The organism is Pseudomonas sp. S3_C06, assembly GCF_054667675.1.
Genome location: NZ_CP162747.1, coordinates 4,853,316 through 4,879,834 on the forward strand (window position 1 = coordinate 4,853,316; position 26,519 = coordinate 4,879,834).

The following is a 26,519-nucleotide window of genomic DNA, read 5'->3' on the forward strand; positions in this document are numbered from 1 at the left end:
GCGGTGTGTCTGGTGTCATGTGTGTTTCATGTGAGCGTGCTTAAGTTTTCCTTTTTTCAGGGAGAACACCATGAGCGATTTCAACCCCGGTCGCCGGCGTGTCATGCAAGTCGTTGGTGCTGGTCTGCTGATGCCAAGCCTGGCGCCGGCGGTGATAGCGTCGGTCAAGGACCGTCCGCAATTGACTGATGGCGTGCAGTCCGGCGACCTGCAAGGCGACCGCGCGATGATCTGGAGCCGCAGCGATCGTCCCGCGCATATGGTGGTCGAGTGGGACACCCGCAGACAGTTTCGCCATCCACGCCGATTGGTCTCGGCGCTCGCCGATGCCCGCAGCGACTTCACCGCCCGCGTTGAACTGACCGGGCTGCCCGCCGATCAGGCGATTTTCTATCGCGTGTATTTCAAGGACGCCCGCACCGGCGTCGCCAGCGAACCGTGGCTCGGTCACCTGCGTAGCGCACCGACGGCGCGGCGCAATATTCGTTTCGTCTGGAGCGGCGATACCGTCGGCCAGGGTTTCGGCATCAACCCGGACATCGGCGGCATGCGCATCTACGAAGCGATGCGTCTGCGTTTGCCGGACTTCTTTATCCACAGCGGCGACACCATCTACGCCGACGGCCCGGTGCCCGCGCAGCTCACCACTGAAGGCGGGCGCATCTGGCGCAACCTCACCACCGAAGCCAAGAGCAAAGTCGCGCAGACCCTCGACGACTATCGCGGCAACTACCGCTACAACCTGATGGACGAAAACATCCGCCGCTTCAACGCCGAGGTGCCGCAGATCTGGCAGTGGGACGACCATGAAGTGGTCAACAACTGGTCACCGGGCAAGCAGCTCGACGAGCGTTATCAGGAGAAAGATATCCACACCCTGGTCGGGCGCGCCCGCAAGGCATGGCTGGAATATTCGCCAATGCGTTTACAGGCTGCTGACGGCGGCGGGCGGATTTATCGCAAGTTGAGTTATGGGCCGATGCTCGATGTGTTCGTGCTCGACATGCGCAGTTATCGCGGCGCCAATGACGACAACCTTGGCGCGGCGAAACCGTTTCTGGGGCGTGAGCAACTGGACTGGCTCAAGCGCGGTTTGAAGAAATCCAAAGCTCAGTGGAAGGTCATCGCCGCTGACATGCCGATTGGTCTTGGCGTGCCGGATGGCGAGGTCAGTCCGGGTGTGGCGCGTTGGGAAGCGGTGGCTAACGGTGATCCGGGACCGGCGCAGGGGCGCGAGGTGGAAATCGCCGAGTTGCTCGGTTATCTGCGCGCGCAGCAGGTGCGCAATTTTGTCTTCCTCACCGCCGACGTGCACTACTGCGCGGCGCATCACTATCACCCGGATCGTGCGGCGTTTCAGGATTTCGAACCGTTCTGGGAGTTTGTCGCGGGGCCGCTGAATGCCGGGAGCTTTGGGCCTAATCCGCTGGATAAAACCTTTGGCCCGGAGGTGGTGTTCGAGAAGGCACCGACGGCGCAGAACACTTCGCCGTTTGCCGGGTTTCAGTTTTTTGGCGAGGTGAATATTGAAGGGGGGAGTGGGGAGATGAGTGTGGTGTTGCGGGATTTGAATGGGGTGGCGGTTTTTGAGAAGAAGTTGCAGCCCGCTTGAAGATCAAAGGCTGACCCTCACCCCAGCCCTCTCCCGGAGGGAGAGGGGGCCGATCGAGGTGTCTTGCGTCATACATCGACCTGAGAGACCGAGTTGATTATGAGATCAGGTACAAAATCCTTTCTCGATTCTGGATTCGGTGAAGCACGTTCAGGTCGGCGTATTGCGTGAATCTCCCCCAATCAGTCCCCTCTCCCTTTGGGAGAGGGTTAGGGTGAGGGGCTCTTAATAGACATCACGCCGATAGCGGCCTTGCTCAATCAGGCGTTCGACTTCAGCGGCACCGAGAATGTCGTTAAGCACTTGATCAACCCCCGAAGCCATCCCCTGCAAGCTGCCGCAAATGTAAATCACCGCCCCCTCCGCCAGCCACTTCTTCAACTCGTCAGCCGACTCACGCAAGCGATCCTGCACATAAATCTTCTCCGCCTGATCCCGCGAAAACGCCAGATCCAGCCGCTCCAGATCGCCATTGATCAACCACTCTTCCAGCTCCGCGCGACAGAGGAAATCGTGTTGACGATTGCGCTCGCCAAACAGCAACCACTGGCGCTGTTGACCGTCGGCAATCCGCGCCTTGAGCAAGCTGCGCAGTCCTGCGATGCCGGTGCCGTTGCCCAAAAGAATCATCGGCACGGGTTCGTTCGGCAGATGGAAGCCACTGTTGCGTCGAACCCGCAAACTGATGCTGCCGCCCACCGGCGCGTGCTCGGTCAGCCAGCCAGAACCAATGCCAAGCGTGCCGTCGGCATGCTGTTCCTGACGCACGATCAACTCCAGCACACCGTCGGCGGCAATCGAGGCGATCGAGTATTCGCGCATGGCCAGCGGCACCATCGCATCGACCAGCGATTGCGCATGCAAACCGACCAGATGTGCACGGTGCTCAGGCAATTGACGCGAAGCCAGTGCCACTTCCAGCGGCTCGTCGAGGCCGTTGATTTTCACCGTGGTCTCGCCGCGAATGCCGAGACCGTCGAGGAAATGCTCGATGGCCCACGGGCAGTTGCGCGGCAGTACTTCGACCAGGTCGCCGGCCAGCCAACTGCTGGTGTTCGGTGCGCTCAAGCCCAACAGATAAACCGGTGAGCCGCTGCTGTCCGGGTTCATCAGTTCGCGGCGGATCAGCGTCCAGTTGTCGTAGCTCGGCGCCTGCCAAGTATCGATGGGGGCTTGCCCGGTGAGCAGGCCGAGTTGGGTTTGCCAGTGACGCAGGGCATACGGATCACCGCTGTCGACTTCCACCGGGGCGAACAATGTCTTGCCGCCGTGCTCAGCCAACCAATGGTGCAGGCGTTTGGCGAAACCGCAGAAGTGCTGATACTGACGATCGCCGAGGCCAAGCACCGAGTAATTCAGACTGTCGAGCGTTGCCGCCTTGCTCAACACCTTGCGCTCAAATCCGCGTGCGCTGTCCGGTGCTTCGCCGTCGCCGAAGGTGCTCACGACAAACAACGCATTGTTCGATTCACGCAGATCCTGCTCGCTGACATTCGCCAGTGGCTGCACCTTCACCGGCAGTCCGGCGGCCTGCAATTGCCCGGCGGTCTGCCACGCCAGTTGCTCGGCAAAACCGCTCTGGCTGGCGAAACCGATCAGCCACGCTGGAGTATCGCCGGCCGGTTGAGCGAGGCCTTTGCGTGCGTCCTTGATCTGCTTTTTCTTGCGGCGGCGGTCGAGGTAGAGCAGCCAGCCGGTGATGAAAAACAGCGGCATGCACACCGCCGCAACGGTGATGATGATCCGCCCGATCAGACCGAAGTAACTGCCGACGTGCAGCGCATAAATACTGGTCAGCAGTTGCGCCTTGAAGCTCTTGTCAGCGTAGCGGTCGACGCGTTTGACCACGCCGGTGGCCGGATCGAGAGTGATCTGGTTCAGGGCGCGATCGTGCGGCGAACTGTCGAGCAGGTAGAACACCGTCGCCGGTTGACCGGCCACAGGAGGCATACGAATGTTGTAGGCAGACAGACCCGGGCCGGCTGCGCTGTAGATGCTGCTCCACATCGCGGCGTAATCGGCGGTCGGCGCCGGACCTTCCGGCGCCGGGCCACGACCGCCGCGCACGCGTTCGTTTTGCGGGGCGTCGGAGAGCAATTTGGTCAGGCCTTTGTTGTACCACTCGTACGACCACGACAACCCGGTCAATGCCAGCAGCAGATAGACTAGCAGGCACCAGGTGCCGGCTACCGAGTGCAGATCCCAGTTGAAGGCGCGGCCCTTTTTCTTCCAGTCCAGCGTCAGCCATACGCGCCAGCTGTTCCACTGACGCGGCCAGCGCAGGTACAGGCCGGAGAGGCAGAAAAACAGCAGGATCAGCGTACAGGCGCCGGTGATGTTGCGCCCGGTATCGCCCATGGCGAGGAAGCGGTGCAGTTGCAGCATCAGGCCGAAGAAGTCCTGGCCGACGGCGTTGCCCATGAATTCGCCGGTGTAGGGATCGAAATAGCGCATCTCACCGCGACGCTCGCCTTTGGGCGGCGTGAAGAAGACGCGAGCCGCGTTGCCGCTGTCGGTTTCGACCCAGAGCATCGAAACCTTCTTGCCCGACGTGGCTTCGATGCGCTCGACCAGTTCGACCGGCGGCAAGACACCGGCGACCTGTTTTTCTACTTGCAGGACGGACGGGTTCAGCGCCCGCAGGATTTCGTCCTGAAACGAATAGGCCGCGCCGGTGATGCCCATCAACGCCAGCACCAGGCCTGCGGTGATGCCAAAAAACCAGTGCAACTGGAACAGGGTTTTCTTCAACACGTCACTCGCCGTCCGTTCGGAAATTGTCTTCACGGCGCGCATTATGCCGTGGGTTATCGAGAAGCGTTCTTTCTTACGCACAAAAGCCCCGTTCAATTGAATGAACGGGGCCAAGCCTTGCGGCGCATACCTTGTGGGAGCGAGCCTGCTCGCGAAGGCGTCGTGTCAGTCAGCCTCGACTTAACTGACCCAGCGCTTTCGCGAGCAAGCTCGCTCCCACAGGTTTCCACATCGGTCAGAAGTGGAAGTTGGTGCTCAACAGTGCCGTACGGCCCGCCGCCTGGTTGGCGAAGTGGGTCGAGAAGGCTTTGTCGTAATAGGTTTCGTTGGTCAGGTTCTGCACGTTGAGTTGCAGGTCGACGTTCTTGGTCAGCTTGTACGCGGCCATCGCGTCGTAGCGAACATACGAGTCAACCATGGTGGTGTTGGCCACGCTGCCGTACACGTCGTCGACGTAGAACGCACCGCCACCGATGGTCAGCTTCGGCGTGACCTGGTAAGTGGTCCACAGGCTGGCACTGTTTTTCGGCGTGTTAGGCAGTTCGTTACCATCGTTGGCCTTGCCCATCGGGCCGCCGTCGATTTGTTCGCTGTCCATGAAGGCGTAACCGGCGAACACTTGCCACTTGTCGGTGATCTTGCCGCTGGCCGACAGCTCGACACCTTGCACACGGGTCTTGCCGGCGTTTTCGTACGAGGTGGTGTCGACTTGCACACGAGCGTTTTCTTTCTCGGTGCGGAAGATGTCAGCGGTCAGCGACAGGCGATCATTGAGCAGATCCCACTTGGTGCCGATTTCATAGTTCTTGGTGGTTTCCGGCTCCATGTCGCTGCTCAGCAGATTACCGCTGCGATCCGGGGTGCCGCCCAACGGGTTGCCTTCCTGACCTTCGCCCAAGGTGTTGCCCGGTGGCGTGGCCGAGGTGGCGTAGGAGGCATAAATGCTGCCGTTTTCCGCAGGCTTGTAGACGACGCCGAACTGACCGGTGACGAACTCGCTGGTGTCATCACCCTTGGACGTGGTGGTGCCAGCGGCGTTGTAGGACTTGTAGTCGGTGTCGAAGTGGTCGTAACGCAGACCCATGTTCACCAGCCACTGCTCGTTCAGTTCCAGGGTGTCGAACACATACAGTGCGTAGGTGTTGGCCTGGGTGTCGGTGCCAGCGTAGTTGCGCGAAATGGCGCCGTTCCACGGATCGTTCGTGTTCGGGTTCGACAGCGAGGTGCAGTTGTAGCCACTCGAAGCGCCGACCATCGATGGGGTGCAGTTAGTGCTGGAGTTGCCCGGTGTGCGCGGCGTGGTGTCGGTGTTGACGTTATACGAGGACTTCTGGCTTTCCTCACGGGTGTACTCGACGCCGGTGGAGAAGCTGTTCTTGAAACCAGCAACGTAGAAGTTACCGAACAGGTCGGTCTGGTTGGTGGTGGTCTCGGTGTTGCTCACCCGCGTATTCGCCCGACGCCAGACCGTGCCGTTGTTGACGTTGCCCTTGCTGTCGTCCGGCTGGGTCAGGATGTAATCCTGCATGCTGGTGCCGTGACGCAGGGTGTTCTTGATCGTCAGCGAGTCGCTCAGGTCATGCTCGATGGCGAAGGTCGCGGTGTCGGTGCGGCCCTTGCGGAAGTCGCGATCCAGACCGTAGAAGTTGCTGTGATCACCGCCGGCGTAAGGCTTGTCCGGATTGGACTTGGTGCGTGCAGCGGAGCCGCCGGCAGGAATGGTGTACGGCACGCCCGAATCCGGGGTGTCGTTACTTTCGAGATGGTAATAATCGAGGTTGACGCGGGTGTCGGTGCCCAGGCCAAACGCCAGGGACGGGGCGATACCCCAACGGTCGTAGTCGACCTTGTCGCGACCGGCGACATTGCTCTCGTGGCTCATCAGGTTCAGACGGCCAGCAGCGGTGTCGCTGAACTGGTAGTTGCCGTCGAGGGTGTAACGCTGGGTCTGGTCGGAGCCCCAGGTGAAGCCGCCGTCGAACGAATTGCCCAGGTGCGCTTTCTTGCTCACCAGGTTGATGCTGCCGCCTGCCGCGCCACGACCGCCAATGGCGGAGTTCGGGCCCTTGCTGACTTCAATGTTTTCCACGGCGAAGATCTCGCGGCTCTGCGAACCGGTGTCACGCACGCCGTCGAGGTAGGTGTCGCCCTGGGCGTCGAAACCGCGAATGAACGGACGGTCGCCCTGCGGGTTGCCGCCTTCACCGGCGCCGAAGGTGATGCCGGGCACGGTGCGCAGTGCGTCCTGCATGTTCAGGGCGCCGGTATCTTTCAGAACCTGTTGCGGAATAACGGTGACCGAGCGCGGCGTGTCGACCAGCGGCGCGGTGTACTTGGGCGAGGAGGCTTTTTCGACCTGGTAGGACGTCGAGTCCTGCGCTTCGCCGGTGATGGCGGTGGCGTCCAGGGCGATGGCATTGCCGGCGGCTTTGCTGTCGGTTTTTTCAGCGGCGAACACCATCTGGCCAGCGGAGCCGGCGGTGATTGCCACACCAATTGCAGAGGCGAGCAGACGTGGTGAACTGACCGGTAATTGTGCGTGTTGACGTGCCATTTTTATTCCCCTCCCCAAGGATTTGAGGCGGCGGAATATAGGGTAAACAGGTATTCGTATCAATTGCGAAACATTGTTATTCGCACTGAATTTACATTCTTTACAATTTAACCTTACGGTTTTTGCCCGTTCATTCGTCTCCCGGGTTTTACACGGCCAATAAGAATCAATACCATTGCCGCCTCTTTGCCATCAGGTGACATCGCCATGCTGCTGCACATCCCCGGACTGTTCGCAAAAGACGAAGTGCAGCGCATTCGTGACGCGCTGGAGCAGGCCGATTGGGCCGATGGCAAGATCACCGCCGGCTTTCAGTCAGCGAAGGCCAAGCACAATCTGCAATTGCCTGAAGGTCATCCGTTGGCCAAGGAAATCGGCGCGGCGATGCTGGAACGGCTGTGGAAAAATCCGTTGTTCATGTCCGCCGCGTTGCCGCACAAAGTCTTCCCGCCGTTGGTGAACTGTTACACCGCCGGTGGCAGTTTCGATTTCCACATCGACAACGCCGTGCGCCAGCCCAAGGGCAGTATCGAGCGGATGCGCACCGATTTGTCGGCGACGCTGTTCTTTAGCGAACCGGAGGATTACGACGGCGGCGAGCTGGAAATCCAGGACACTTACGGTACGCAGCGGGTGAAGTTGCCGGCTGGTGACATGGTTTTGTATCCCGGCACCAGCCTGCACAAGGTCAACGCGGTCACCCGCGGTGCGCGTTATGCGTCGTTCTTCTGGACGCAAAGTCTGGTGCGCGAAGACAGCCAGCGCGCGTTGCTGTTCGAGATGGACGGGGCGATTCAGCAACTGACTCAAGACATGCCTGATCACCCTTCGCTGATCCGCCTCACCGGCACCTATCACAACCTGCTGCGGCGTTGGGTTGAGGTATGACTTTTCAAATACGTCGCGAGGAAATCCTCAGCGGCGAACAACTCAGCGCCATGCTCGCCGAAAGTCCTGCCCGTGCCGCGCAAGCGATTTTGCTCGCGGCGGGTCAGGGCGAGGTTGAAGCGCAAGCGCTGCTAGGCCAGATCCTGCTGGATGGCCAGGGAATCGCACAGGATCAAGCGCTGGCGCTGCGCTGGTTCGGCATCGCCGCCGGACGCGGGCATCTGATGGCGCGCAACATGCTCGGGCGTTGTCATGAGCATGGTTGGGGTTGTTCGGCAGATGCGGCGATTGCCGCGCAGCACTATCGGATTGCGGCGGAGGCCGGACTGGATTGGGCGATGTACAACCTCGCCAATCTGCTGGCGACCGGGCGGGGAGTGGAGGTGGATCATCTGCAGGCGCTGGCGCTGTATCGCCGCGCGGCTGAACTGGGCCATGCGAAATCGATGAATCTGCTGGGGCGGTATCTGGAAGAAGGGCTGGTGTGCCCGGCGGATCCGACGGCGGCGCGTGAGTGGTATCGGCGCTCGGCGGAGGGTGGGGATTTTCGTGGGCAGTTCAGTTTCGCTGCAGTTTTAGCGGATGAGGGGCGGATTGATGAGGCGGTCGATTGGCTTGAGAAAGCTTTGGCCGGCGGTAATCTGAATTTTCTGCGGGTGGCGAGTCAGACGCTGTCAGGTGCGACAGACCCCAGGGTTCAGGGGATGGCTGCTCGGTTCGCGCTTCGATGCACAGACTTGCAGCGTATCTGAGTTCGCAAAGCCCTCACCCTAGCCCTCTCCCAAGGGGAGAGGGGACTGACCGCGTCGTTCTGGCGCTATACATCGACCTGAGATATCCAGTCGAACTCAATTTTGAAAAGCTTACACATCGGCTCCCTCTCCCTCGGGAGAGGGCTGGGGTGAGGGGCCTCGGTCTCAAGTACCCCGCAAAACTTCAAGCCGAACGCACAGACACAAAAAAGCCCATGACACGTCATGGGCTTTTCACTTGCAGCTAGCAGCTTGAAACTCGCAGCTGCTCTTACACGTAGAACGATTTCAACGGCGGAAAACCATTGAACTCAACCGCGCTGTAACTGGTGGTGTACGCACCGGTCGACAGCCAGTACAGACGATCACCGATCGCCAGGTTCAGCGGCAGGCCGTACTTGTAGTTCTCGTACATGATGTCGGCGCTGTCGCAGGTCGGGCCGGCGATCACGACTTCTTCCATCTCGCCTTTTTTCTCGGTCCAGATCGGGAACTTGATCGCTTCGTCCATGGTTTCGATCAGGCCGGAGAACTTGCCGACATCGGTATACACCCAGCGCTCAACGGCAGTGCGCGACTTGCGTGCAACCAGCACCACTTCGCTGACCAGAATACCGGCGTTGGCGATCAGCGAACGGCCCGGCTCAAGAATGATTTCCGGCAGATCATCACCGAAGTCTTCCTTCAGGAAGCGGATGATTTCCTCGGCGTAGGTTTCCAGGCTGTTGGTGCGGGTGATGTAGTTGGCCGGGAAGCCACCGCCCATGTTGATCAGCTTGAGGTGGATGCCGTCTTCTTCTTTCAAACGCTCGAAGATCACTTTGACCTTGGCGATCGCTGCGTCCCAGACGCTGATGTCGCGCTGTTGCGAGCCGACGTGGAACGAGATGCCGTAAGGCACCAGGCCGAGGTCACGAGCAAGGATCAGCAGGTCCATGGCCATGTCGGTCTGGCAGCCGAATTTGCGCGACAGTGGCCAGTCAGCCGTGGTCGAGCCTTCGGTAAGAATCCGCACATAGACTTTCGAGCCCGGTGCAGCCTTGGCGATGTTGCGCAGGTCGGCTTCGGAGTCGGTGGAGAACAGACGCACGCCCTTCTCGTAGAAGTAGCGGATGTCCTTGGATTTCTTGATGGTGTTGCCGTAGCTGATACGGTCGGCGCTGACGCCACGATCCATTACCTTGTCCAGTTCGTAGATCGAGGCGATGTCGAAGCTCGAACCTTTTTCTTTGAGCAGGTCGATGATCTCGACGGCCGGGTTGGCCTTGACCGCGTAGTAGACCTTGGCGAATTCGAAACCGGCGCGCAGGTCATCGTAGGCCTGGGCGATCATCGCGGTGTCGATCACCACGAACGGGGTTTCCTGTTTGTCGGCGAACGCCTTCATTTTGTCGAATGTAGCGCGCGCGAAATAGTCTTCGACCTGGATCGACATGCTGGGAACTCCTACTGGCAAACTAAGTTAATCAATGGGTGCAAATGAACGCCCTCCGTATCCCCACTTTGGTTCGCCTACTTCCCAAGGCATGTCGCCGAAAGCAAAAAGGCCATGGGATGTGCAGCTTTCCCTTGGCCTTGCTGTCTCGTCGTCAGTACTTGAGCCGGATGGATCGTTTCCAGCATGGACGTTCGGCGCGAACTTTAGGGCGTGAGGGGCGTGAGATCAACTAAAAATGTCGCGTTTTTGCACGCTTCTGACGTGCGTCGCGTTCATCACTCTTTGTAGCCGACCGAGATGACGGGCAGATGTTCCCCGAGAATTTTCAAGTGTTAAAAATACCTGCACGTTCGCAGCTTTTGCCGGCGAAGTCGTGGGTAAGTGTGATGGGCGCAACATCGGCGACGTTGGCGGCGAGAGGGGCGTATGGAGGGGATTTTAGTTGTTTCAGAAGCGCTTGTTGGTGTGTTCTCTGAGTGACGTGTGTTGAGATTCTTTTCCAGCTGGCGAATGAAGAAAAAATCACGCAGATCCTGTGGGAGCGAGCCTGCTCGCGAAGGCATTTTCACAACCAACATCATAGTTGACTGATATTGCGCTTTCGCGAGCAGGCTCGCTCCCACAGGTTTCGTGTTTTATGCGACTACGGCCTCAGCTGGCGAGACGATGCTGGTCTTGCCGCCGCGAGATTTGCCGGAGCTCAGATACTCGGCAATCGACTCCTGCGTGACCTCACCGAGGAACACCCGCTCGGCGTCCATCACCGGCAACCACGAGCGGTTGAATTCATACATGCGCGACAGCAGGATGCGTAGATGCTCGTCGTACGCCGCCGTGGCGTTGAACTCACGCAGGAACTGCGCGCAAGTACCGGTCTGGCGATGCAGATCACGACGACGCACGTAGCCCAACGCCTTGTTCTCGGCACAGGTGACCACCACGTAGCGACGGTCATGCTCGTCCATCAATTCCAGCGCATCGGCCACTGGCGTCTCCGGGCTCACCGACGGCGCGTTGTCCGCCGCATCTTCGGCCTTCACCAGCAGCAGGCGCTTGAGCGTGCTGTCCTGGCCGACGAAGTTGCTGACAAAGTCGTCCGCCGGGTGCGCGAGCAGCGTGTCCGGATGATCGATCTGCAGCAGTTTACCGGCGCGGAAAATCGCGATCTTGTCGCCGAGTTTGATCGCTTCGTCGATGTCGTGGCTGACCATGATCACGGTCTTGTTCAGCGCGCGCTGCATTTCGAAGAATTCGTTCTGAATCATCTCGCGGTTGATCGGGTCGACCGCGCCGAACGGTTCGTCCATCAGCAACAACGGTGCATCAGCGGCCAGTGCGCGGATTACGCCGATGCGCTGTTGCTGGCCACCGGACAGTTCGCGCGGGTAGCGATGCAGATACTGCTTGGGCTCCAGCTTGATCATGCTCATCAATTCGCGAGCGCGGTCGTGGCATCTCTGTTTGTCCCAGCCGAGCAGTTTCGGCACGACGACGATGTTCTCTTCGATGGTCATGTTCGGGAACAGGCCGATCTGCTGGATCACGTAACCGATGTTGCGACGCAGGGTCACTTCGTCGAGATCGGTGGTGTCTTCGCCGTTGATCAGGATCTTGCCCGAGGTCGGTTTGATCAGGCGGTTGATCATTTTCAGCGTGGTGCTTTTGCCGCAACCCGATGGCCCGAGGAACACACAGATTTCGCCTTCATTGACGGTCAGGCTTACCGAGTCCACGGCTTTGACATCTTTGCCGTTGCTTTGGAAAGTTTTGCTGAGGTTTTGAAGTTCGATCATTTGAGCAGTCCTTTTGGAGTCAACGAGCGTTGCAGCCATTGGAGAAACAGGTCAGCGAAAATGGCCAGAAGACTGACCAGCAGTGCGCCAACGATCAGCATCGACATGTCACTGCGGCTGATGGAAGCGAGGATCAATACACCGAGGCCGCCGGCGCCGATGGTCGCGGCGATGGTCATCACCCCGATGTTCATCACCACGGCGGTGCGTACGCCGGCGAGGATCACCGGCACGGCGATCGGCAATTCGACCATGCGCAGGCGCTGGCCGAAGGTCATGCCGATGCCGCGCGCGGCTTCACGGATGCCCGGTTCCACGCCAGTGAGGGCGAGGTAGGTGTTGCGCATGATCGGCAGCAGTGAATAAAGGAACACCGCGGTGATCGCCGGCATCGGGCCGAGGCCCTGGCCGAACTTGGAATAGAACGGCAGCAGCAGACCGAACAGGGCAATCGACGGCACCGTAAGTAGCACGGTGGCGCTGGCCTGCAACGGACCAGCGAGGGTCGGAAAGCGTGTCATCAGAATGCCCAGCGGCACGCCAACGACAATCGCCAGGGTCACGGCAATACCGACGAGGGTGATGTGCTGCCAGGTCAGGTGCATCACCTGCTGCCAGTCGAGATGGGAAAAGGCGTTCAGGAATTCCATGACTTCTCCTCTCTTAATTCAGCGGATGTTGGCGCAGGAAATCGGCGGCAACTTTCGATGGGCTTTCGTGATCGACGTCGACCCGCGCGTTGAGCTGGCGCATGGTTTCGTCATCGAACAGTTCGGCCAGTGGCTTGAGCTGTTCGGCCAGTTGCGGGTGCGCGTCGAGGTAGGCCTGACGCACAACCGGCGCGGCGGTGTAGTCGGGGAAGTAGTGCTTGTCGTCTTCCAGCAGTTTCAGGCCGAAGGCGTTCAAGCGACCGTCGGTGGTGTAGACCAGACCGGCAAACACCTGACCGTTGCGCAACGCGGTGTAAACCAGCCCGGCATCCATCTGGCGGATGTTTTTGCGGGTCAGGTTCATGCCGTAGAGATCGACCATGCCGATCAGGCCGTCGGAGCGATTGGCAAACTCGGTGTCCAGCGCCACCAGGTGATTGGTCTTGGCCTCGGCGCGCAGCACTTCGTTCAACTGGCTGATGTTGTTGATCTGCGGATATTCCTCGGCGACTTTTTTCGGGAGGGCGAGGGCGTAGGTGTTGCTGAATTTCGACGGGGTCAGCCAGACCAGGCCTTTTTTCGCGTCGAGTTCTTTCACCCGTGCGTAGGACTGGGCGCTGTCGAGTTTCTCGGTGACATGGTTGTAGGCCACCAGCGACACGCCGGTGTATTCCCAGAGCATGTCCAGCTGCCCGCTTTCGTGGGCGCTGCGGGCGAGGTTGCTGCCCAGACCGCCAGTGATCTGCGCGTCGTAGCCTTTGCTGCGCAGGTATTGCGCGGTGATTTCCGCGAGCAGGGTCTGCTCGGTGAAGACCCGGGCGCCGAGGCGAATAACCGGTTTGTCGGCGGCTTGGGCAATACCTGCGAACAGCAGGATACAGCCCAGAATCAAGCTCAATCGTTTCATAGGTATTCCTTCACAAAAGCCTTAAGACGTGCGCAAACCGCGTTCCAGCCAGAGACGGCTGGCGAGGGTGACGACGCCATCGAGCAGCAAGGCCAGCAGCGCGGTGCACGCGGCGCCGAGCAGCAGTTGCGGCTGATTGTTCAGGGCGATGCCAGGGAAGATCAGGCTGCCGAGGCTGTTGGCGCCGATCAGGAACGCCAGTGGCGCGGTGCCGACATTGATCGCCAAAGCCACGCGCACACCACCGACGATGATCGGCACAGCGTTGGGCAATTCGACTTTCCACAGCACTTGGCGCGGGGTCATGCCGATGCCGACGGCCGCTTCTTTCAGCGAGCCTTGGACATTTTTCAGGCCTTCGTAGGTGTTGCGCACAATCGGCAATAAGGAGGCGAGGAATAAAGCGAAGATCGCCGGGCCACTGCCGATGCCGAGGACGCCCAAGGCAATCGCGAGCACGGCCAGCGGAGGCACGGTGTTACCGATATTGAAAATTTGCATGAAACGTTCAGCGCGGCCGACCATGGTCGGGCGACTGAGGAAGATGCCGGCGGGGATGCCCACGACAAGGGCGGCCAGCATTGAAGCGAGGACGAGAATCAGATGAGCTTGCAGGTAAAACAACAAATCGTCGCGGTAGTGTTCGATCGTGTTGATGCCGATCCAGTGGACCAGCAGGGCCAGGAGCGCGATCACCACCGCACCTCCCATCAGCCCTTTGCCATAGCGGATAGCCACAGGCGGACTCCTTTTTTTGTAGTCGGCGAACGCCCTCCCGTGTGGCATGCCATACATGGCTGCCGGGAATAAACGTTCGCGAGAAGCAGCTCCCTCAGCACCGGCAAAAAGCGGTCTGAAAGCGAGCCATGAGCGCAGCCTCGTCAGGCTAACTTGCTGATTTTTCAGCCCCTGACGAAATTTCGTAACAGGGGATGGACGTCTCCGTGCTTTAAAAGGTTCCCATCTGCGGCAGCATTTGGCCACCCTTAATGTGCTCAACGGTTCGGTTATTGCATCGAGTTGGGCTATAATCGCGGCCCTTTTTTGAATCACCGCCAGGCGATTTCCCATGACCAACCAGGCCGCCGAAGTCGCGAAACGCCGCACTTTCGCCATTATTTCCCACCCCGATGCCGGTAAAACCACGATCACCGAAAAGCTCCTGTTGATGGGCAAGGCGATTGCAGTGGCCGGTACGGTGAAATCCCGTAAATCCGATCGCCATGCGACATCCGACTGGATGGAGATGGAGAAACAGCGGGGTATTTCCATTACCACGTCGGTCATGCAGTTCCCGTATCGCGAACACATGATCAACCTGCTCGACACCCCGGGCCACGAAGACTTCTCCGAAGATACCTACCGCACCCTGACCGCGGTCGACTCGGCATTGATGGTCCTCGACGGCGGTAAAGGTGTCGAGCCACGGACGATTGCGCTGATGGACGTCTGCCGTCTGCGTGACACGCCGATCGTCAGCTTCATCAACAAACTCGACCGTGACATTCGCGACCCGATCGAACTGCTCGACGAGATCGAAGCCGTGCTGAAGATCAAAGCGGCGCCGATCACCTGGCCGATCGGTTGCTACCGCGACTTCAAGGGCGTGTATCACCTGGCCGACGACTACATCATTGTCTACACCGCCGGTCACGGTCACGAACGCACCGAAACCAAGATCATCGAGAAGCTCGACTCCGACGAAGCCCGCGCGCATTTGGGCGACGAGTACGACCGCTTCATCGAACAGCTGGAACTGGTTCAGGGCGCCTGCCACGAATTCAATCAGCAGGAATTCCTCGACGGTCAGCTGACCCCGGTGTTCTTCGGTACTGCTTTGGGCAACTTTGGCGTTGATCACGTCCTCGACGCTGTCGTTGATTGGGCGCCGCGTCCGCTGGCCCGTGTGGCCAACGAGCGTACCGTCGAGCCGGTCGAAGAGAAGTTCTCCGGCTTCATCTTCAAGATCCAGGCGAACATGGACCCGAAACACCGCGACCGCATCGCCTTCATGCGTATCTGCTCCGGCAAGTACGAGAAAGGCATGAAGATGCGCCACGTGCGTACCGGCAAGGACGTGCGCATCGGCGACGCCCTGACGTTCTTCTCCTCCGAGCGTGAGCAGCTTGAAGAAGCCTTTGCCGGCGACATCATCGGTCTGCACAACCACGGCACGATCCAGATCGGCGACACCTTCAGTGAAGGTGAAACCCTGGGCTTTACCGGTATCCCGCACTTTGCGCCGGAGCTGTTCCGTCGTGTGCGTCTGCGTGATCCGCTGAAGTCCAAGCAGTTGCGTCAGGGTCTGCAGCAGTTGGCCGAAGAGGGTGCGACGCAGGTGTTCTTCCCGGAGCGCAGCAACGACATCATTCTTGGCGCCGTCGGTGTGCTGCAGTTCGATGTGGTCGCCAGCCGTTTGAAGGAGGAATACAAGGTTGAGTGCTCGTACGAGCCAATTACTGTGTACTCCGCGCGCTGGATTGAATGCGGCGACAAGAAGAAGCTTGAGGAGTTTTCCAACAAGGCTGTGGAGAACCTGGCGGTCGATGGCGGTGGTCACCTGACCTATCTTGCGCCGACGCGGGTTAATCTGGCGTTGATGGAAGAGCGTTGGCCGGATGTGAAATTCCGTGCGACGCGTGAGCATCACTAAGCTCTGAGCTGGTTTGTTCGAAAGCCCCTGAGGTGTAGGCCTTGGGGGCTTTTTTTTTGCCTGTTGGTTTTGGCGGCTTTGTTCCGCTACCTCAGAGAGCAGGTCTTCATCGGCGTTCCAAAGAGGAGCTTTCGACTTTGAAGTTGGCATGGAAACAAAAACTAAAGCAGCCAAACGGGCATTTAATTTAGTGCCTCCTGCATATTTAAAATGAGATGTCAACTGTCAGGTCTTACAGTGGCGCTGATACGGTGTAGCGCTTATAAGCATCGAGGGTATACCCCTGAAACTATCCGGAGAAGCACCATGAAAGTCACTACGTCTAACAGTAATGAACTACCTCCGCATCTTAAACCAATTGGTCATATGGAATTCAAGATCGATGGAGTTGCATACAATCCAGTAGTAGGCTCGGGCTGGTTTGTAATCAACCCAAATGGTCGAGGCCAGGTGGGCGGGGGAACTCGAAATAAGGATTCTGTTTATTTTGAGTTCGATGATATTGAAAAAAGTCAAGATGTCGAGGGTGCGTTTGGTACAGATCGGAAGTTCCATGCGTTTTTCAATCCTCACGATGATTGGGAGACATGGGAAGCGGTGTCGGGCAATTACAAAGGCTTGATTAATTTGGAAGAGCGTGTGGTTAAAATGGACTTTGAATTTACTGCAAAGTCCCCGACATCCGAACGGCAACGCAAAATAACAGCGTTAATGAAATTCAGGTTTGACGGGCCCGAGGACAAATCATCCGAGCGAAATTTTCGTCATAAGAAATAATCAATGAAAGAAACTCATCGGTTTTGTTCCTGCGGCTTAGTGTGTTCAGCCGCAGGCTTATATGAGGGCATCAGCGTTGGGTATTTACCGTTAACAATACATACGTCTGGACCCGTTCGCAGGTTCTTTAATCCGACGAAACTCCTGGCAGTTTCTTGCGGTTTGCTTGATTAAACTTCTTCCCGCTGTGTTTGGCTGCGCCAAACGGTCGCTGCGCTCCCACCCCCGGATCAATCCCTCCACTCAGCCTTCCGACGTCGCCCTACAGATCAAGAGCTGCAGCCGAGCTAACGCTCATCCTGTTGAGTGGTGAAGAGCACGGCGTGGTCGGCTTTGGATTTGTGGTGGATTTTCCCCTCACCCCAGCCCTCTCCCGAGGGAGAGGGAGCCGATTTGTGGGCATTCAAAATCTCAGTTCAACTCGGTATCCCAAGTCGGCGTATCTCTTCCAGTCCACGCGGTCAGTCCCCTCTCCCTCCGGGAGAGGGCTAGGGTGAGGGTGCTTTTGATCTGTTTCAGAATCTGAGTTCTGACTCGGTATTTCACGTCGGCATAGCTCGCGCAAACACCTCGGTCAGTCCCCTCTCCCTCCGGGAGAGGGTTAGGGTGAGGGGCTTTTGATCTTCGGCACGGGTTTATCGCACGCAATGGCTGTAGGACGACTCGGTTTTTCGTGATCTCGATGCACTTGAACGCGACAACCCGCCTGCTGGCCGTTAGTGTTCCAGCTCCACGCAAGTCGCTTTGAGAGGTCAATGGAATGACGAGTCGCCTGACTCACTTGCTACGACTGAACGGCTATTTCAGCGTGATGGCCTGGGTGCTCGCGGCGCTGTTGTTCATCAATCGCCTGAGCAGCATGGTCAAGCTGTTCATGGCGCTGTATCTGCGTCAGGAGCTGGGCCTGGCGATCGAGACGGTTGGCTGGTTGTTGTCGGCGTACGGCGCGGGGTTGCTGGTCGGGTCGATGCTCGGTGGCTGGCTCAGTGATCATGTGCGCACGGCGCGGCTGACGGCGGCGTTGTTCTTTGTTTCGGTGTGGGTGCTGATTCTGCTGGGGCTGGTGACGCAGGTGTCGTTGCTGGCGGCATTGCTGTTGCTCAGCGGGGGCATCGACGGGGCTATTCGCACGCTGCATCAGCGGCTGATCATGGAATATTGCGAGGTGGCGCAGCGCTCGCGTGCGCAGGCGTTGAGTCGGGTTGCGCGCAACCTTGGGATGGCCGCCGCCGGTGTGGCGGGCGGGGTTTTGGCGCAGGCTGATTTTCGCTGGGTATTTTTCGGCAGTGCGGCAATGACGTTGCTGGCCTTGATGTGGTTTGTCCGCACTACGTGGCGTCGACCGGTGCTGATCAATGACGAAAAGTCCACGGACGACGCAGGTTCCGGGGTGCCGCATCGCGACAAACCGTTCCTCTGGTTGCTGGCGGCGACGGCCGTGCTTGGCATCGCGTTCGACACGGTCTACAGCACGCTGGGCAATTATCTGCGTGATTACTACCACCTGAGCACCGAGGCCATCGGTTGGCAGTTCGGCCTCAATGCGTTGTTGGTGATCGCCCTGCAGATTCCGCTGTCGCATTGGGCCGAGCGCTGGGGCATGCGTCGACAAATGCTGCTCGGCAGTGTGTTGCTGGCCTGCGGGCTCGGCATGTTGCCGTTCGGTTCCGGGCTGTTTTACGTCTGCGTGTCGACGCTGATCTGGACCTTGGGCGAGGCCTTTTTCATGCCGCCGCTGAATGTGCTGGCCATGCACTTTGCCCAGGGCGGCAAAAGCGGTCAGTACTTCGGCCTGTTCTTTATGAGCTGGAGCGCGAGTGCGCTGTTGTCACCGGTACTCAGTGGCCAGTTGTACGGTCAATTCGGTGGCCACAGTGTGTGGCTGGCGAGTGCGCTGATGGTGTTGATTTCCATCCCGCTGACTTGGCAGGCCACGCGCCTGCGCCCGGTCGCTTAGCTGATCCGGCGATTGGCGTTATTCGAAAGCAATCTGTCTGTCGAGGGCATTTCTGCGTGCTCGTTAGCGTCCTATCTGGTGAACCCGATGGATCGGAACTAGATTTCACACAGCGCCAGTCAGGCACAAATGTCTCACCTGAAAATGGATGGAGTCGGCTATGAAAAGCAGGTTGCTACGGGTTTTATTGCTGTTGAAAGTGATGGTCATGCTGTCCCTCGGCACCGCGACGGCCTGGGCCGAGTGCGAGGATCACGATTCTCAGGCGTTCAACGGGCAGGTCGGGCATAGCGGTTTGATGCTTGCCAAGTCCGAGTCCGAGCCGGGCGATCAGGGGCAGGGTGGCAGCGCCGATGATGACGACTCGACTACCGATGAGCCGGATACCGACGATGAGGGCGACAGCCAGACGTAAATTGCAGGCAAAAGAAAACCCCTACTGCCTCGACTGATGCGCAATCGGGGTGGAAGGGGTTTGGTTAACTCAGGAATAACTCACATCCCCTGTGGGAGCGAGCCTGCTCGCGAAGGCGTCATCTCAGTCAACATTAATGGTGACTGATTCACCGCTTTCGCGAGCAGGCTCGCTCCCACATTGTTTCAGGGCGGTTTTTAGGCCGCGCCATCAAGGAACTGCTCGGCGTAGTGGCAGGCCACCTGCCGGCTGTCGAGCTGACGCAAGGCCGGCTCTTCGCTGCTGCAACGCTCGGTCGCGTACGGGCAGCGCTTGTGGAAAGCACAGCCCGGCGGCGGGTTCAGCGGGTTAGGCAGTTCGCCGACGATCTTGATTTTCGGCTTGTTCGGGTCCGGGTGAATGGTCGGGGTCGCCGACAGCAGCGCCTGGGTGTAGGGGTGCAACGGACGCTCGTAAATGTCGTTCTTCGGACCCAGTTCCACCGGGCGACCGAGGTACATCACCATCACGTCATCGGCCACGTGTTGCACCACCGCCAAGTTGTGCGAAATGAACACGTAGGCGGTGTTGAACTCCTGCTGCAGATCCATGAACAGGTTGAGCACCTGCGCCTGAATCGACACGTCCAGTGCCGAAGTCGGTTCATCCGCCACCAGCACTTTCGGTTGCAGCATCATCGCCCGGGCCAGGGCGATACGCTGACGCTGACCGCCGGAGAACATGTGCGGATAGCGCTGATAGTGCTCAGGGCGCAAGCCGACCTGCTTCATCATCGCCTGGACTTTCTCGCGACGCTCGGCGGCGGAGAGATTGGTGTTGATCAGCAGCGGCTCGCCGAGCTGGTCACCGACTTTCTGCCGTGGGTTCAACGAGGCGTATGGGCTTTGGAAGACCATCTGCACGTCTTTGCGCAGTTGCTTGCGCTGGGCCTTGTCGGCGCCGGCGACTTCCTGGCCGGCGATTTTCAGCGAGCCGGAGGACGGATCTTCAATCAGTGTCAGAGCACGGGCGAGGGTGGATTTGCCGCAGCCCGATTCGCCGACAACAGCGAGAGTCTTGCCGGCTTCCAGTTCGAACGACACACCGTTCAGTGCGCGTACGGTCGCATGGCCCTTGAACAGGCCACGGGAGACTTCGTAGTGACGGGTCAGGTCGCGGGCGGTAAGTACGACGGCCATTACGCCACCTCCTGGTTCAGCGGGAAGAAGCAGCGGGCGAGGCTGTGGCTTTTCGGATCAAGGCCTGGACGCTGCGCGCGGCAGCTGTCCTGCACGTATGGGCAGCGCGGCGACAGCAGGCAACCCTGCGGACGGTCGTAGCGGCCCGGAACGATACCCGGCAGGGTCGACAGGCGTGAGGCGCCGAGGCTGTGCTCGGGAATCGCCTTGAGCAGCGCTTCGCTGTACGGGTGCGCCGGGATGTCGAACAGTTGCGGCACCTGCCCGACTTCAACGGCTTGCCCGGCGTACATCACGCAGACGCGCTGGGCGGTTTCTGCCACGACGGCGAGGTCGTGAGTGATCAGCACCAGGCCCATGTTCTGTTCTTTCTGCAACGCCAGCAGCAGATCCATGATCTGCGCCTGAATCGTCACGTCCAGCGCAGTGGTCGGTTCGTCGGCGATCAGCAGTTTAGGTTCGCCGGCAATTGCCATGGCGATCGCAACGCGTTGGCTCATACCGCCGGACAGTTGGTGCGGGTAGGCGTCCATACGGCTGGCGGCGCCCGGAATTTCAACTTTTTCCAGCAGCTCGATCGCACGTTTGCGCGCTTGCTTGCCGGACATTTTCAGGTGCAGACGCAGCACTTCTTCGATCTGGAAACCGACGGTGTAGCTCGGGTTCAGCGCGGTCATCGGATCCTGAAACACCATCGACAGGTCTTTGCCGACGATCTGCCGACGCTGACGGTTGCTCAGTTTGAGCATGTCTTTGCCGTCAAAGCTGAGCGAGTCGGCGGTGACGATGCCGGGGTGCTCGATCAGGCCCATCAGCGCCATCATGGTCACGGATTTGCCCGAACCCGACTCGCCAACGATGGCCAGTACTTCGCCTTTGTCGACTTTCAGGTCGAGGCCATCGACTACCGGGGTCGCGGTCTTGTCGCCGAAGCGAACGTTGAGATTCTTGATTTCTAGCAGTGACATGGGAATCTCCTCAGGCGGCGTTCTTGAGTTTCGGGTCGAGCGCATCGCGCAGACCGTCGCCCATCAAGTTGATTGCCAGCACGCTGAGCAAAATGGTCAAACCAGGCAGACTGACTACCCACCAGGCGCGTTCGATGTAGTCGCGGGCCGAGGCCAGCATGGTGCCCCACTCAGGGGTTGGCGGTTGTACGCCAAGGCCGAGGAAGCCCAGTGCGGCGGCATCGAGAATCGCCGAGGAGAAGCTCAAGGTCGCTTGAACAATCAGCGGCGCCATGCAGTTCGGCAGCACGGTGATGAACATCAGACGTGGCAGACCGGCACCGGCCAGGCGCGCGGCGGTCACGTAGTCGCGGTTCAGTTCGCCCATCACGGCGGCTCGGGTCAGACGCACGTAGGACGGCAAGGACACCACAGCAATGGCGATCACGGTGTTGATCAGGCCAGGGCCGAGGATGGCGACGATCGCCACAGCCAGCAGCAGCGATGGCAGGGCCAGCATGATGTCCATCAGACGCATGATGGTCGGGCCGATCATCTTCGGGAAGAAACCGGCGAACAGACCGAGCAGAATCCCCGGAATCAGCGACATCACCACCGACGACAAACCGATCAGCAGCGACAGGCGCGAGCCCTGGATCAGACGCGACAGCAGGTCACGCCCCAGTTCATCGGTGCCGAGCAGGAACTGCATCTGCCCGCCTTCGAGCCACGCCGGCGGCGTCAGCAGGAAGTCGCGGTATTGCTCGCTAGGGTTATGCGGTGCGACCCACGGCGCGAAAATCGCGCAGAAGATGATCAGCAGCATGAACAGCAGGCCGGCAACCGCGCCTTTGTTTTTGGAGAAGGCTTGCCAGAATTCTTTGTACGGAGACGGGTACAGCAGGCTTTGATCCGCGCTTGGGGCGGACGTGGCTACTGAGGATGTTGGAGTGCTCATGGTATGGACCTCAGCGCTGATGACGGATGCGTGGGTTGGCAAAGCCGTAGAGGATGTCCACCACGAAGTTGACCAGAATCACCAGGCAGGCGATTAACAGGATGCCGTTTTGCACAACCGGGTAGTCCCGGGCGCCGATGGCTTCGATCAGCCATTTACCGATGCCGGGCCAGGAGAATATGGTTTCGGTCAGAACTGCACCGGCCAGCAGGGTGCCGACTTGCAGGCCGACCACGGTCAGTACCGGAATCAGCGCATTGCGCAGACCGTGGACGAACACCACGCGCGACGGCGACAGGCCTTTGGCCTTGGCGGTGCGGATGTAGTCTTCGCGCAGCACTTCGAGCATCGACGAACGGGTCATCCGCGCGATCACTGCCAGCGGAATGGTGCCGAGGACGATGGCCGGCAGAATCAGGTGATGCAGGGCATCGAAGAACGCCCCGACGTCATCGGCCAGCAGCGTGTCGATCAGCATGAAACCGGTGCGTGGCTCGATGTCGTAGAGCAGGTCGATCCGTCCGGAAACCGGGGTCCAGCCCAGGCTCACCGAGAAGAACATGATCAGGATCAGGCCCCACCAGAAGATCGGCATCGAATAGCCCGCGAGGGAGATGCCCATCACCCCGTGGTCGAACAGCGATCCTCGCTTGAGTGCCGCAATCACCCCGGCCAGAAGCCCGAGAATGCCGGCGAACAGCAGGGCGGCCATGGACAGTTCCAGGGTCGCCGGGAAGAGGGAGGTGAACTCGGTCCATACGCTCTCACGCGTACGCAGGGATTCGCCGAGATCGCCTTGAGCCAGTTTGCCGATGTAGTCCAGATACTGGGCATACAACGGTTTGTTCAGACCTAGGCGTTCCATTGCCTGAGCGTGCATTTCGGGGTCGACCCGACGTTCGCCCATCATCACTTCCACGGGGTCGCCCGGAATCATGCGAATCAACGCGAAAGTCAGCAAGGTGATGCCGAAAAACGTGGGGATCAACAACCCCAGTCGGCGGGCAATAAAACTAAACATCGTGTGTGGTACCTCATCAGCCGGTTAGGCGTGCCCGGTGTCCCTGGGGTCAGGGACACCGGGAGTTTCTTATCTACTTCACCTGGGTGGTGGCGAAGTTATTAGTGGTGAGAGGGCTGATGTGATAGCCCTCTACGTTGTTGCGCATTGCGGTAAACATCCTGGTGTGGGCCATGCTGATCCATGGCTGATCCTGATTAAACAATACTTGCGCCTGTTCGTAGAGCGCGGCGCGTTCGGCCGGATCTACTTTAGCCCGTGCTTCATCCAGCAGCGTCTGGAATTTCTCGTTGCACCAGCGCGCGTAGTTCTCGCCGTTTTTTGCCGCCTCGCAACTGAGCATAGGCGTCAGGAAGTTATCCGGGTCGCCGTTGTCGCCCGCCCATCCGGCCGACACCATATCGTGTTCGCCGGCCTTGGCGCGTTTGAGCATTTCGCCCCATTCCATCACGCGGATGTCGATCTTGATCCCGACTTTCGCCAGGTCAGCCTGCATCATTTGCGCGCCGAGCATCGGGTTGGGGTTGGTCGGGCCGCCACCGTTGCGGGTAAACAGGGTAAACACGGTGCCGTCCGGAACTCCGGCTTCCTTGAGCAGGGCGCGGGCCTTGTCGAGGTCACGTGGCGGGTTCTTCAGGTCGTGGTTGTAGCCCAGCAGCGTGTCCGGGTACGGGTTGACCGCGACGGTCGCATTGCCCGGGCCGAACAGCGCGTTGACGTAAGCCGCTTTGTCGAAGGCGATATCGATCGCTTTACGCACACGCACGTCGCTCATGTATTTGTGCTGGGTGTTCATGGCGATGTACGAAACGGTCATCGCATTCAGTTCATCGACCTTGAGCTTCTCGTCTTTCTTGATGCTCGGGATGTCATCCGGTTTCGGATACAGCGCGATCTGGCACTCGTTGGCCTTGAGCTTCTGCAGGCGCACGTTGTTGTCGGTGGCAATCGCCAGGATCAACGCATCGGCCGGTGGCTTGCCACGGAAGTACTCCGGGTTGGCCTTGAAGCGCACCTGCGCATCCTTGGCATAACGCTGGAAGATGAACGGGCCGGTACCGACCGGTTTGTTGTTGAGGTCGCCGGTCTTGTTGGCCTTGAGCAGCTGATCGGCGTACTCGGCGGAGTAGATGGCAGTGAACGGCATCGCGACGTCGGCCAGGAATGGCGCTTCGCGGCGGGTCAGAGTGAACTTGACCGTTTGGTCGTCGACTTTTTCGACGCTTTTGAGCAGTTCTTTGAAGCCCATGCTTTCAAAGTACGGGAAGCCCACGCTCGACAATTTGTGCCACGGGTGATTCGGGTCCAGCTGACGCTGGAAGCTCCAGACCACGTCGTCGGCATTCATGTCGCGGGTCGGCTTGAAGTATTCGGTGGTGTGAAACTTGACGCCTTTACGCAGGTGGAACGTGTAGGTCAGACCGTCTTCACTGATGTCCCAGGTGTCTGCCAGGGCCGGAACGATTTCCGTGGTGCCGGGCTTGAAGTCCACCAGACGGTTGAAGATGGTTTCGGCCACAGCGTCCGCCGTGACTGCAGTTGTGTACTGGACCATATCGAAGCCTTCCGGACTGGCTTCGGTGCAGACCACCAAGGGTTTGGCCGAGACGCCGACAGCGACACTCAGCAACGCAGCCGCGATGGCCGCACGTAGGGGAAGCATTTTCATCGATAACCCTCTGCAATCGGTTGAAGACAAAAAGCCGAACGGCCGACTCATCATGAGTCAGCCGTCGACTGGCGTTTTTACAGGATGTTGAATGGAATCGTGGTCACGAGACGGAACTCGTTGATGTTGCCGTCAGCCTGGTTTTCACTGGCGCGGTGCGTGGTGTACGTCGCGCGAATCGCAGTGGCCTTGAGCGGGCCGCTCTGCACGGCGTAGGAAGCACCGATGCCGTATTCGTAGTGAGTTTCGCCGTCCATCAGGCTCAGGTCGCCGCGCTTGGCGCCCGGGTCGGTGTAGGCGGTGCCACGGTAGTGAGTACCGTCAATGCCCCAGCCGCGTGCCTGGTAGATGTTGAACTTCAGGCCTGGCACGCCATATTCGGCCATGTTGATGCCGTAGGCGATCTGGAAGGACTTCTCGTTCGGGCCGTTGAAGTCCGACAGCAGGGAGTTGGCCAGGTAGATGCCGTTGGTTTCGTGCAGGTAGTCGAAGTAGGTGTCGCCATTCACTTCCTGGTACGAGAAGGTCAGGCTGTGAGCCTGGTGAGCCAGACCCAGCGACAGCGAGTAAGTATCGTTGTCGATCTCGCCCATGAGCTTTTTGCCTTCGTCGACGGTCTTGTAGTAGTTCAGACCGGTGGTCAGGCTCAGCACCTGGCTGTCACCCAGTTCGTGGGTGGCACCGAAGTAGTACTGGTTCCAGAAGTCTTCGACGTTGGAGCCGTACAGGCTGGTTTTCAGACTCTTGAACGGCTGATAGTTGACGCCAGCGATGTAGACCTTGTCGGTCTCAACGCCAGTGGCCGAGTACTCGGTGCGGAATTTCGACAGGCTCTGCTCGGTACGCGGCGAAACACGGTCGAAGCCACCGAGGTCGAACGACAGGTTGTTGAACTCTTCGCTGTGCAGGGTAATACCCTCAAAGCTCGAAGGCAGCGGACGGTTGCCGATGACGTCAACGATCGGGGTGCTGAAGTTCTGGCGACCGGCGGTCAGCGTGGTGTTGGAAACCCGCAGCTTGACGTTGGCCAGACCCAGTTTGCTCCACTGGTCGACAGCGTCGCCGTCGGAGTGCGCCAGGGTACGGTTGGAACCGCCGGCGATGTCCTTGCGGTCACGGTCCAGAACGATGGCGTTGTAAGCGGCGACTTCGGTGCTGACGCCAACGGTGCCTTGGGTGAAGCCCGAGGTGTAGTTGACGATGGTGCCTTGCACCCAGTTGATACGACGCGGGGTCGGTGTCTTGACCACTGGCGAAGTGTTCTTGTCGCTGTTTTTCACGTAGCTGAAACGGTCATCACGACGCTTCAGTTCATTGGCGTACCAGTTACGGGTTGTGCCGCCCAGGCTTTGTCCATCGATAAAGCCTTTGGCCTCGCTTTGGGCGCTACTGCCGGCCAATGTGGTAGGGACGAACTCCTGACTTGCAGGTTCTGCGTACGCCGTGGCGGTGATGCTGCTGATGGCCAGGGCCAGTATCGCGGTGCTGCTCAGTTTCATGGGTGAAGCTCCTTTACTTTCTTTTTATGCCGGCTTTTTTTGGTGTGCCGGTTATTGGTTTAGAACTCATTCACACATCGCAAACGTTTGCAAAAAG

General features: G+C 59.2%; 20 protein-coding genes. 7 read left to right on the forward strand and 13 right to left on the reverse strand.

Translation table 11 applies throughout. From position 1 onward, the window contains the following. Positions 1-70 precede the first annotated feature (70 nt). The gene (locus AB4N44_RS21440; protein ID WP_460107592.1) at positions 71-1,612 is read left to right on the forward strand and encodes an alkaline phosphatase D family protein; all 1,542 of its coding nucleotides are present in this window, start codon (positions 71-73) and stop codon (positions 1,610-1,612) included. Positions 1,613-1,837: 225 nt separating this feature from the next. Here AB4N44_RS21440 and AB4N44_RS21445 read toward each other — a convergent pair whose 3' ends face one another. Both AB4N44_RS21445 and AB4N44_RS21450 read right to left on the reverse strand, forming a co-directional pair. Then, positions 1,838-4,366, reverse strand: coding sequence for a PepSY domain-containing protein (locus AB4N44_RS21445; protein WP_460111690.1), 2,529 nt, complete (start codon positions 4,364-4,366; stop codon positions 1,838-1,840). 235 nt (positions 4,367-4,601) lie between these two features. Further along, the gene (locus AB4N44_RS21450) at positions 4,602-6,920 is read right to left on the reverse strand and encodes a TonB-dependent receptor (protein ID WP_150749581.1); all 2,319 of its coding nucleotides are present in this window, start codon (positions 6,918-6,920) and stop codon (positions 4,602-4,604) included. Between the two features lie 207 nt (positions 6,921-7,127). Between AB4N44_RS21450 and AB4N44_RS21455 the strand changes: the two genes are divergently transcribed. Continuing rightward, entirely contained in the window at positions 7,128-7,808 is a 681-nt protein-coding gene (locus tag AB4N44_RS21455; RefSeq protein ID WP_460107589.1) for a Fe2+-dependent dioxygenase, read from the forward strand. Next, positions 7,805-8,560, forward strand: coding sequence for a tetratricopeptide repeat protein (locus AB4N44_RS21460; RefSeq protein ID WP_460107586.1), 756 nt, complete (start codon positions 7,805-7,807; stop codon positions 8,558-8,560). The genes AB4N44_RS21455 and AB4N44_RS21460 overlap by 4 nt, the downstream gene beginning before the upstream one ends. Positions 8,561-8,831: 271 nt before the next feature. Here the strand turns inward: AB4N44_RS21460 and AB4N44_RS21465 are convergent, their stop codons facing one another. The 5 genes from AB4N44_RS21465 to AB4N44_RS21485 all read right to left on the reverse strand — a co-directional run bounded on the left by AB4N44_RS21465 (position 8,832) and on the right by AB4N44_RS21485 (position 14,059). Beyond that, complete coding sequence (locus AB4N44_RS21465; RefSeq protein ID WP_034154440.1) at positions 8,832-9,995, reverse strand: type III PLP-dependent enzyme; 1,164 nt, start codon at positions 9,993-9,995, stop codon at positions 8,832-8,834. 638 nt (positions 9,996-10,633) lie between these two features. Beyond that, positions 10,634-11,791 (reverse strand): osmoprotectant ABC transporter ATP-binding protein OsmV, encoded by a 1,158-nt coding sequence (locus tag AB4N44_RS21470; RefSeq protein ID WP_127925806.1) that lies wholly within the window; start codon positions 11,789-11,791, stop codon positions 10,634-10,636. Next, complete coding sequence (locus AB4N44_RS21475; RefSeq protein WP_007915307.1) at positions 11,788-12,441, reverse strand: ABC transporter permease; 654 nt, start codon at positions 12,439-12,441, stop codon at positions 11,788-11,790. Before AB4N44_RS21475 ends, AB4N44_RS21470 begins: the two co-directional genes overlap by 4 nt. Positions 12,442-12,454: 13 nt before the next feature. Continuing rightward, positions 12,455-13,348, reverse strand: coding sequence for a glycine betaine ABC transporter substrate-binding protein (locus tag AB4N44_RS21480; protein WP_110719017.1), 894 nt, complete (start codon positions 13,346-13,348; stop codon positions 12,455-12,457). A gap of 21 nt (positions 13,349-13,369) precedes the next feature. After that, positions 13,370-14,059, reverse strand: coding sequence for an ABC transporter permease (locus AB4N44_RS21485; RefSeq protein ID WP_181429342.1), 690 nt, complete (start codon positions 14,057-14,059; stop codon positions 13,370-13,372). Positions 14,060-14,417: 358 nt separating this feature from the next. Here AB4N44_RS21485 and AB4N44_RS21490 point away from each other — a divergent pair, with 358 nt between their 5' ends. From AB4N44_RS21490 to AB4N44_RS21505, 4 genes are all read left to right on the forward strand, one after another. After that, positions 14,418-16,001: a peptide chain release factor 3 gene (locus AB4N44_RS21490; RefSeq protein ID WP_316917672.1), complete on the forward strand. Its 1,584-nt coding sequence runs from the start codon at positions 14,418-14,420 to the stop codon at positions 15,999-16,001. Between the two features lie 306 nt (positions 16,002-16,307). Beyond that, the gene (locus AB4N44_RS21495) at positions 16,308-16,778 is read left to right on the forward strand and encodes a hypothetical protein (RefSeq protein WP_127925808.1); all 471 of its coding nucleotides are present in this window, start codon (positions 16,308-16,310) and stop codon (positions 16,776-16,778) included. Positions 16,779-17,538: 760 nt separating this feature from the next. After that, on the forward strand, positions 17,539-18,735 hold the full coding sequence (locus AB4N44_RS21500) for an MFS transporter (protein WP_460107581.1): 1,197 nt from the start codon (positions 17,539-17,541) through the stop codon (positions 18,733-18,735). A 160-nt stretch (positions 18,736-18,895) separates the two neighbouring features. Next, the gene (locus tag AB4N44_RS21505; protein ID WP_150705927.1) at positions 18,896-19,150 is read left to right on the forward strand and encodes a hypothetical protein; all 255 of its coding nucleotides are present in this window, start codon (positions 18,896-18,898) and stop codon (positions 19,148-19,150) included. Positions 19,151-19,347: 197 nt separating this feature from the next. Here the strand turns inward: AB4N44_RS21505 and AB4N44_RS21510 are convergent, their stop codons facing one another. The 6 genes from AB4N44_RS21510 to AB4N44_RS21535 form a co-directional block, all read right to left on the reverse strand. Beyond that, positions 19,348-20,328: a peptide ABC transporter ATP-binding protein gene (locus tag AB4N44_RS21510; protein ID WP_127925811.1), complete on the reverse strand. Its 981-nt coding sequence runs from the start codon at positions 20,326-20,328 to the stop codon at positions 19,348-19,350. Next, positions 20,328-21,296, reverse strand: coding sequence for an ABC transporter ATP-binding protein (locus AB4N44_RS21515; RefSeq protein ID WP_095125386.1), 969 nt, complete (start codon positions 21,294-21,296; stop codon positions 20,328-20,330). Before AB4N44_RS21515 ends, AB4N44_RS21510 begins: the two co-directional genes overlap by 1 nt. A gap of 10 nt (positions 21,297-21,306) precedes the next feature. Further along, the gene (locus tag AB4N44_RS21520) at positions 21,307-22,233 is read right to left on the reverse strand and encodes an ABC transporter permease subunit (RefSeq protein WP_027610812.1); all 927 of its coding nucleotides are present in this window, start codon (positions 22,231-22,233) and stop codon (positions 21,307-21,309) included. Between the two features lie 10 nt (positions 22,234-22,243). After that, a complete protein-coding gene (locus tag AB4N44_RS21525) occupies positions 22,244-23,254 on the reverse strand; it encodes an ABC transporter permease subunit (protein ID WP_007917620.1) in 1,011 nt (336 codons plus the stop codon). A gap of 73 nt (positions 23,255-23,327) precedes the next feature. Beyond that, on the reverse strand, positions 23,328-24,923 hold the full coding sequence (locus AB4N44_RS21530; RefSeq protein ID WP_150774060.1) for an ABC transporter substrate-binding protein: 1,596 nt from the start codon (positions 24,921-24,923) through the stop codon (positions 23,328-23,330). Positions 24,924-25,000: 77 nt separating this feature from the next. Further along, entirely contained in the window at positions 25,001-26,422 is a 1,422-nt protein-coding gene (locus AB4N44_RS21535; RefSeq protein WP_127925813.1) for an OprD family porin, read from the reverse strand. Between the last annotated feature and the right edge of the window lie 97 nt (positions 26,423-26,519).